Here is an 8,490-nt window from a genome sequence, read left to right on the forward strand (position 1 = left end):
GGTTGCTCTGTGGATTCATGGGGTGGCACCGCGGCTGATGGCGGCAACACGGGCCTCGGCCCGGGCGCGGTCGCGTGCGCCGGACATGGCATCGATCAGACCGTCGATGTCGGCGGGCGCGTGCAACGCGGACAGGGTGACGCGCAGGCGGGCCTGTCCCTCGCCCAAGGTTGGCGCCGCGGCCACCTCCACCCAGTAGCCCGAGCGCTGCAGCGCGGCCGCCATTGACACCGCGCACGCGTCATCACCGACCAACAGTGGCTGGATGGGGGTCTGCGAGTCGAGCAGCGACAAGCCGGCGCGATGGGCGCGCTCGCGGAAATGCCCGACCAGCTCGACCAGCTTCTCCCGCCGCCACTGCTCCTTCCGGGCCAGCTTGAGCGCCGTCAGCCCGGCCGCCGCCTGAGCCGGTGGCAAGGCCGTGGTGAACAGATAGGGCCGCGCGGTTTCGGTCAGGTGCTCGATCAGCTCATGGGTGCCGGCAACCGCCGCGCCCTGCCCGCCCAGCGCCTTGCCCAGACTGGCCAGTTGCAGCGGCACCTGATCCACGCCCAGGTTGGCGGCGGCAATGCTGCCGCGGCCTTCCGGCCCGACCACGCCGATCCCGTGCGCGTCATCGACATACAGCAAGGCGTGCTGCACCCGGGCGACCAGCGCCAGTTGCCGCAGCGGCGCTACGTCGCCATCCGTGCCGAAGACGCCTTCGGTGGCGACCATCGCCATGCCGTCGGGCATGCCGCGCAACTGCCGGATCGCACCCTCCGGATCGCCATGCGGGTAGCGGCGCAGGCGGCAGCCGGCCAGGCGTGCGGCGTCAACCAGGCTGCCGTGGTTGAGCCCGTCCTGGGCGCACACGTCCTCATCGCCAAGCAGAGACTGCAGGACCGCCAGGTTGGCCAGATAACGGCTGCCGAACAACAGCACTCGCGGCGTCCCCAGCCAGTCGGCGATCTCCTCCTCCAGGCGTTCGTGGCTGCGATGGCGGCCACACGCCAGGTGCGACCCGGAACCGCCGGCACCGTCCACGGCCACGGCATCCTGCAGGGCACCGATCACGGCGTAATGCTGGGACAGGCCGAGATAGTCCTCGCTGCAGAAGTTCAGCAGCTCGCGTCCGTCGACGGTGCAGCGGGCGCCGTCACGATGGCTGATCGCGCAACGAGCATGGCTGCGCGGCGCATCGGCGCGTTGGGCCCGGATGGCTTCAATTCGCTCGCCCCAAAAAGCGCGCGCCATGGCTCAGCGCTTCAGGCCGGACACGGATTGCGTCGGCTGGGACGTTGCATGCGCGTCGCTGACGCGATGATCACAGCTGGCGTTGTGGATGATGTCGGCGTGCACTGTACCCCCCGGCTTCGTGGCCGCAGGGGTCACATTATCGTCCTTTCCGGGCATCGCCATCGCACGCATGCCGAGGCGATCGAACAGCGCGCGGTCGTGGTCGGTGCCCGGGTTTGCGGTGGTGAGCAGTTTCTCGCCGTGGAAGATCGAGTTGGCACCGGCAAGGAAGCACAGCGCCTGCAGCTCATCGCTCATCTGCTCGCGTCCCGCCGACAGGCGCACCATCGAGCGCGGCATCAGCAGCCGGGCGACGGCGATGGTGCGGGCAAACTCGAACGGGTCCAGTTCGGCCAGGGAGTCATCGTCTGCCAGCGGCGTGCCGGCGACCTTGACCAGGCGGTTGATCGGCACCGAGTCGGGATGGGCGGGCAGGTTGGCCAGCGCCTGCAGCAGCCCGGCGCGCTGCTCCCGCGATTCACCCATGCCGACGATGCCGCCGCAGCAGGTCTTCAGACCGGCATCGCGGACGTGGGCCAGGGTGTCCAGCCGATCCTGGTAGTCGCGGGTCTGGATCACCTCGCCGTAGAACTCCGGGGCGGTGTCCAGATTGTGGTTGTAGTAGTCCAGCCCGGCATCCTTGAGCGACTCCGCCTGGTGGCCGCTGAGCATGCCCAGCGTCGCGCAGGTTTCCAATCCCAGCGCCTTCACACCGCGGATCATCTCGGCGACCTTGGGAATATCGCGATCCGCCGGCGAGCGCCACGCCGCTCCCATGCAGAAGCGCGAGGCACCGGCATCGCGCGCGGCGCGCGCACGCTCCAGCACCGCTTCGGTGGACATCAACTTCTGCGCGTCCACCCCGGTGTGGTAACGCTGGGCCTGCGGGCAATAGGCGCAGTCTTCCGGGCAGCCGCCGGTCTTCACCGACAACAGCGTGCTGACCTGGACCTCGGCCGGATCGAAGTGCGCACGATGGACACTCGCCGCGCGGAACACCAGCTCGGTGAATGGCAGATTGAACAGGGCGAGAACTTCGCTGCGCGACCAGTCGTGACGAATGTCGTCGCACACCTCGGCGGAAACGCTGGCTTTACTGACAAGGGACATGGCGGTTTTCCGGCTGACGGCGCGTGGCGGGCCGGGCAGTCTGGAAAGCAACGGTCACGGCTGTCAACACATTGGCGATCCACACGGTGGGGCAAAACAGGATCGGTGCGCTGGCCCGATGCAGTAGCTGGCTCGCCAGAACACTGTGGCCAGGCAGCTGCCTGGTGTGCGGCGCGCACGGACGGGACGGACGCGACCTGTGCCCGCTTTGCGAGGCCGCAATGCCTTGGCATCCGCATGCCTGCCTGCGTTGTGCGTTGCCCTTGGACCAGCAGAACGCCGCGGCGACAACCGCACATGACACCGGATCGGCGACGTGCGCGAGCTGCCTGTCCGAACCCCCACCGCTGGTCGAGGTGCGCGCAGCGTGCACCTATGGGGCGCCAATGGACCGCCTCGCACCGCGCTTCAAGTTCCACGGCGACCTGGCGGCCGGACGCGTGTTGAGCGCGCTGATGGTTGAGGCGTTTGGATCGTTGCCGCGACCCGATGCGATCGTGCCGGTGCCCCTGCACCGCTCACGCCTGCGCCAACGTGGCTACGATCAGGCGCTGGAATTGGCGCGGCCGTTGGCAAGCGCGCTGCGGATTCCGCTGCTCGACGGAGTGATGTCGCGCGCCGTCGCCACCAGTCCGCAGTCGCGGCTGGATGCCGCCGATCGCCGCTACAACGTCGAGGACGCATTCGAGGTGCGGGCGCGCGTCGACCTCCCCGCGCACGTGGTGCTGGTGGACGACGTCATGACCACCGGCGCCACGCTGCACTCCGCGGCTCAGTGCTTGTACCTGGCCGGCGCCGTGCGGGTGGATGCCTGGGTGGCAGCACGGGTCCCGTGAAATTTGACAGCCATCGCCGCGCGCGCCTAGATGGCCCCATCTTCTATCGGGAGTTCGTCATGGTTATTGGCCGCAGCTGGTGGGTGCTGGTGTTGTTTGGCGTGATCGCCGTGGCGTTCGGGATCATCTCGCTGGTCTCGCCGGCCGCCACCGCGGTCGCGATGGTCTGGGCGTTCGGCGTCATGGCCATCGCCGAAGGGGTGATCAGCCTGTTTGCGCTGATTTCCGGAAACTCGCGGATCTCGCGTGGCTGGCTCGCCCTGTACGCGCTGAGCTCGCTTGCCTTCGGTGTGCTTGCGGTGCTCAACCCGCTGCAGATGGCGAGCGTCCTGCTGTTGCTTCTGGCCGCCTGGCTGCTCATCGCTGGCGTGTTCCGGATCGCCCTGGCAATCCGGATCCGCAAGCACATCCGCGGTGAGTGGCTGATCGTGCTGAGCGGCTTGCTGGTGATCGCGCTGGCGGTCCTTTTCGTCGCGTTCCCGTTGGCCGGGCTTGCCACCATCGCAATCTGGATCGGCCTTGGCGCCTTGCTGTATGGCGCCATGCAGATCTGGGTCGGGCTGAAACTGCGCAAGTTCGCCACGCGGCTCTAGCCGCGGCATCGCAGCCGGGACCACCACGCAGGGATAATCAGGCGCGCTGCATCCACAGGTCCAGCGCGATCCCGGCAAACACCGCCATCCCCACCCAGTGGTTGTGCACGAAAGCGCGGAACAACGGCCCGCGCTCGCGGGTGCGGCTGATCCAGAACTCCCATGCGACCAACCCGAGCGCGACGGCCAGCCCGGCGAGGTACCAGGCGCCCAGTCCGGCGCGCTGGCCGACCAAAAGCAAGGCGGTGAAGAACAGTGCGTAGAGCACTCCCTGGATGACCAGGTCCAGATCGCCGAACAGGATCGCGGTGGACTTGGCGCCCAGCTTGATGTCGTCGTCGCGGTCGACCATCGCGTACCAGGTGTCATAGGCCGTGGACCACAGGATGTTGGCGACATACAGCAGCCACGCCAGTGGCGGCACCTCGCCGGTGACGGCGGCGAAAGCCATCGGGATCGACCAGCCGAACGACATCCCCAGGTAGACCTGCGGCAGGTGGGTGTAGCGCTTCAGATAGGGATAGCTGGCGGCGAGCACCAGGCCGACCAGACTCAGCCAGATGGTCAACGTATTCATCGTCAGCACGAGCGCAAACGCGGCGAGCATCAGGACGGCGAACAGCGCCAGCGCCTCGCGGCCGCGTACCGCGCCGGTCGCCAGCGGCCGGTCGCGCGTGCGCTCGACATGCGGGTCCAGCCAACGGTCGGCGTAGTCGTTGATCACGCAGCCGGCGGACCGGGTCAGCCACACCCCGGCGGTGAACACGAACCACGTCCACAGCGGCGGCACGCCACCGGCCGCCAGCCACAGCCCCCACCAAGTCGGCCACAGCAGCAGCAACCAGCCAATGGGGCGGTCGTTACGGGTCAGCTGCCAGTAGAGGCGCAGGCGGGTCTTCCACGCAGGCAAATGCCCGGGCTCGAAACGCTCATAGTTCATCGCGCAATTATGGGCGATGACGCGCAGCCGGGTTTGGGGCTAGAATGCGCTCCCCGTGCGGTCTTCGCATGCGGCCCAAGATGCGCCTGTAGCTCAGCTGGATAGAGTAGTGGCTTCCGAAGCCATTGGTCGGGGGTTCGAATCCCTCCAGGCGCACCAATTTTCCCGGCGCACTGCCACACCAGCTCTCCTTTCTCTTCGAATCAGGATTCCCTCATCGACACGCACGCGCATGGCCGCGATCGAAGTGGAAGTGGTCGGCGTGGGCGCTGTTGTAGTCCGGCCCCAGAACGGCATCGAAGTAGCGGCAGGCGCCGTCGTGTACCGCGCGCAGGAAGCGCGCCTCGGGAGTCAGATTGTCGCTTGGGGCGTTTTGAGGGTCCGCATCGCCGCCCGGCACATCCCCGCGCGAACCCGTTCCCGAGCCGTCGGACTGCCAGTCGTTGACGACGCTGATCCGCCGGCCGTCATCCATGACGAAGGCGGCAACGTCGAGCGCATCCGCGCTTGCGTGTTGACTGCGCGCCCCCGTCGTCCGGCCGTACAGGTTCCGGCAGGCATATGAGCCGAAATGCTCGATTCGCAGGACCTTCGCATCCAATTCCGTCGCCGCGGCCTGCTGCAGTACATGGCGCTCCCACATCGCCAGCGACAATGTGGCGCGGCAACTCAGCGTGAACGGAGCGTTGACGGCGACGCTGGTGCGGGTGATGGCGACTGCATTCTCGAAACCGCAACCCGGACCTGTGACGCGGTCTTCCAGTGGCGTCCACGCCATCTGCGCGTCGGCCAAAGCCGCCGTGCACGCTTCAGGGTCGCCGGACGCCCGCGACAGCTTGAAGCCTGTCAGCAGGTTGGGCGGATCGTCGATCTGCAGCGGGGCCCACGGGTTCCACGCGTCCGGGATCGCGATACGGCTTGATTCCACGGCCCACCACGCCAGCAGGATCGCCAGCAGAAGGAGCAACCACGTGCGTCGCGCGTTGCTTGCGGTGTCGGTCATGAGCCGACTGTCGGTGATCGGGCGTCAGCCGCGCGTGGTCGTCAGGAACGCTACACGGCGCGGCGAGTACGCTGCGCCGATGTGCGGACGCGACAGCCAATTCTTTACGTGGCGCGAGATCCACGCGTTCTCCGGCGGCCTTGCGGTGAGCGCGCCGGCGCAGGATCCCGAGCCCAACTACAACCGCGCGCCGACCCAGACCGGGTGGGTGCTGGTGGCCGACGGTGACGGAGCCGTCGCCACGGAAATGCGCTGGGGCCTGCTGCCGTCGTGGGCGAAGGACACGCGTCTGGCGTACAGCACGATCAACGCTCGCTGCGAAACGGCGGCCACCAAGCCGGTGTTCCGTTCGGCGTGGAAGCAGCGACGCGGTCTGGTGCCGAGCTCTGGCTACTACGAATGGCGGATGGAAGATGGCGCCAAACAGCCCTACTTCATCCACGCGCGAAACTCGCCTGTGCTGTTCTTTGCCGGGCTGTGGGAGCAGCGTGGCGAGTTGCTCACCTACAGCATCGTGACCCGGGATGCGGATCCGGCGATCGCCCATCTTCACGACCGCATGCCACTGATGCTCTCCTCGGATCTGCTGGGCACGTGGATCGGAGGCTCGCCGGAAGACGCGGCGCAGATCGCTCTCTCGGCGGCGACCCCGGAGCTGGATTGGCATGCGGTCGATCCGGCCGTCGGGAACGTGCGCAGTAGCGGCGCGCAGTTGATACGTCCGCGGTCCGGTTGAACACGGGCATTGATTGTCCGGACATTTGTCAACACACTCGGGCTAGCTACAAGGAGACGCCGCATGACACCGCACGGTTCAGTCCTGGTTCTTTCCCTGGCACTCGCCACGTCCCCGTTGGTTGCCGCCACCGCCGGTGATGCGAGCTCTCCGGTGGCAACCCTTCCTGACGGAGGCGAGTTCGCCGCCGGTACGCACCGGTTCACCGCCGCGCATGTCGAGGGTGGTGATTTTGTCCGCTTGGCCGATGGCGTGGCCCCGGCGTCAGTGGAAATTACGGGCCACGATGGATTGGTGATTGATAGCGGGAAGTTCACGACCGCGCAACCCATCGATCTCGCGCGCGGGATCGCACTGGGACGCGGCAAGAGCATCTCGCTCTACAACAAGGTGCATCCTGGTCCGGCGGACACGGCCGATGCGCCCGCGAAGGAAGGTTTCCAGCTCTACACGCCGGAGCAGGTTCGCGAGATCTTCGCCAGTGGTGATGCCGCGCGCATCGCCAAGGCATTTACTTCAGTCGACGCCAAAGGCGTCGCGCCAGAACCGCTGAACGAAGCGTCGGTGCTGGCGGCATTGAGCGCCGCGAATGACGTAGTGCGTGCGCGGGAGCAAACGGCATGGCAGCTGACGGCTGAAAACGGGGATCTCGTGGTCAACGATGGCGTGTTCGACTTCCACTCGGTCAACGGCAATGTCATAGCAGCCAGACAGGGAAAACTGGTGTGGAATGGCGGCGGCCTGTTGTCGCGCGGTGGTGGTGGCGAGACGACTCTGCAAGGCACCACCGGCATCGAGCTGTTGGGTGGAAGCATCAGCAGCGCCGGTGCGGTCAACGGCACCGCCAGCCCGATCTACTACGATCCGCGCCAGCGACTCGATCGGGACCGCTGGACGCTGGGCAAGTACTTGGCGGTCGTGACCGACGGCGACATCAACGTCGGCCGTTCGGGAGAGCGCGGCCCCGAACTCCGGGTGTCGGACGGGATGTTGCAGATCAGCAGGGCGACCAAGCCGGTTGGCGCGAACGAGCCCGGTACCCAACACATCAACCTGCGCTCGGGCGCGATCAGCCTGGACGGCGAGCACCGCTCAACACTGTTGGCGCTGGAACGTGGCTTCGATATCGTCACGGTTATCAGCGGCGGCACCCTCAACGTTACAAGTGCGCAGTCGTTGATCGACACGCCGACCGAAAGCCCGTCGATGTGGAACATGCGAACCGTGTTGGAGGACGGCACGATCAACCTCGACAACGCTCAGCTGACCGGCCCTGACAGTGCGCTCAAGGGCGGGGTGGTCAACCTCACTCGAGTGTCGGCGATCTACAGTCCCACGGGCGCGCTGACGATCTCCGGCGGAACAATCAACGTCGGTCCGCAGTCGTTCATCGGCGCGATCAAAGGAGACAGCAAGGCGCATTCCCCCTACCCGACCGCGCAGCAGGACCTGGTCATCAGCGGCGGCACTCTGAATTTCCGCATCGCCGCTCCCGCAGCGACCGGTGCGCCATTGCTTGTGGGGACGCACATCGGCGGGATTTTCGCTGGGGACAACAACCCGGCGAAGCAGGGCGAACCCACACTGTCAATCGGCAAGGGCACACGGATCACTGTCGATGCCAGCGCATTGCCTGGCGGGGACTACCGGATCGCCAACTTTGCGTCCGTGGATGAGGGCGACGGCACGCTGGCGATCGCTGCGGCGCTGCCAGTGCGTGACCCTGTCGGCGCGGTCATCGGCGAGTTGAATACCGAAGGCCACTTGGACTTGAAGGTGAAATAGTTCGCCTTCAGCAGTCTCGGACCAAAAAAAAACCGCCCGGCAAGGGCGGTTTTTCTTATTGCTTGAGCAGGCGCGTGCTTTTCAGAACGCGTTGATCCCCGTCAGCTCCCGGCCCACCACCAGCTGGTGGATGGTCTCGGTGCCCTCGTAGGTGATCACCGACTCCAGGTTCATGGCGTGGCGGATCGCGCAATGCTCGGTGGTGATGC

General features: G+C 66.6%; 8 protein-coding genes, 1 tRNA gene and 1 pseudogene. 5 read left to right on the top strand and 5 right to left on the bottom strand.

Annotated features, from left to right (window positions below):
* Positions 1-15: 15 nt before the first annotated feature.
* Both KZ491_RS09035 and bioB read right to left on the bottom strand, forming a co-directional pair.
* Positions 16-1,236 carry an aminotransferase class I/II-fold pyridoxal phosphate-dependent enzyme gene (locus KZ491_RS09035; protein WP_222565466.1) on the bottom strand — a complete coding sequence of 407 codons (1,221 nt, stop codon included), beginning with the start codon at positions 1,234-1,236 and terminating at the stop codon, positions 16-18.
* Between the two features lie 3 nt (positions 1,237-1,239).
* A complete protein-coding gene (gene bioB / locus KZ491_RS09040; RefSeq protein WP_246606641.1) occupies positions 1,240-2,388 on the bottom strand; it encodes a biotin synthase BioB in 1,149 nt (382 codons plus the stop codon).
* A 77-nt stretch (positions 2,389-2,465) separates the two neighbouring features.
* Between bioB and KZ491_RS09045 the strand changes: the two genes are divergently transcribed.
* Both KZ491_RS09045 and KZ491_RS09050 read left to right on the top strand, forming a co-directional pair.
* Entirely contained in the window at positions 2,466-3,224 is a 759-nt protein-coding gene (locus KZ491_RS09045) for a ComF family protein (RefSeq protein WP_222565570.1), read from the top strand.
* 59 nt (positions 3,225-3,283) lie between these two features.
* A complete protein-coding gene (locus KZ491_RS09050; RefSeq protein ID WP_222565571.1) occupies positions 3,284-3,817 on the top strand; it encodes an HdeD family acid-resistance protein in 534 nt (177 codons plus the stop codon).
* A gap of 37 nt (positions 3,818-3,854) precedes the next feature.
* Here the strand turns inward: KZ491_RS09050 and ubiA are convergent, their stop codons facing one another.
* Positions 3,855-4,757: a 4-hydroxybenzoate octaprenyltransferase gene (ubiA, locus tag KZ491_RS09055; RefSeq protein WP_222565467.1), complete on the bottom strand. Its 903-nt coding sequence runs from the start codon at positions 4,755-4,757 to the stop codon at positions 3,855-3,857.
* An 82-nt stretch (positions 4,758-4,839) separates the two neighbouring features.
* Here ubiA and KZ491_RS09060 point away from each other — a divergent pair.
* Positions 4,840-4,916: transfer RNA gene (locus KZ491_RS09060), tRNA-Arg, on the top strand.
* A gap of 55 nt (positions 4,917-4,971) precedes the next feature.
* Here the strand turns inward: KZ491_RS09060 and KZ491_RS09065 are convergent.
* A complete protein-coding gene (locus tag KZ491_RS09065; protein WP_222565468.1) occupies positions 4,972-5,760 on the bottom strand; it encodes an extensin-like domain-containing protein in 789 nt (262 codons plus the stop codon).
* On the opposite strand from KZ491_RS09065, the gene KZ491_RS09070 reads away from it, so the two are divergent.
* Both KZ491_RS09070 and KZ491_RS09075 read left to right on the top strand, forming a co-directional pair.
* Positions 5,759-6,496: an SOS response-associated peptidase gene (locus tag KZ491_RS09070; RefSeq protein WP_222565469.1), complete on the top strand. Its 738-nt coding sequence runs from the start codon at positions 5,759-5,761 to the stop codon at positions 6,494-6,496. The two genes, KZ491_RS09065 and KZ491_RS09070, sit on opposite strands and share 2 nt — an antisense overlap.
* Positions 6,497-6,559: 63 nt before the next feature.
* A complete protein-coding gene (locus KZ491_RS09075) occupies positions 6,560-8,281 on the top strand; it encodes a hypothetical protein (protein WP_222565470.1) in 1,722 nt (573 codons plus the stop codon).
* Positions 8,282-8,362: 81 nt separating this feature from the next.
* Here the strand turns inward: KZ491_RS09075 and KZ491_RS09080 are convergent.
* Positions 8,363-8,490 (bottom strand): annotated as a pseudogene (locus KZ491_RS09080) (acyl-CoA dehydrogenase); the annotation flags it as partial.

The organism is Novilysobacter antarcticus (assembly GCF_019802285.1).
Taxonomy (GTDB): domain Bacteria; phylum Pseudomonadota; class Gammaproteobacteria; order Xanthomonadales; family Xanthomonadaceae; genus Novilysobacter; species Novilysobacter antarcticus.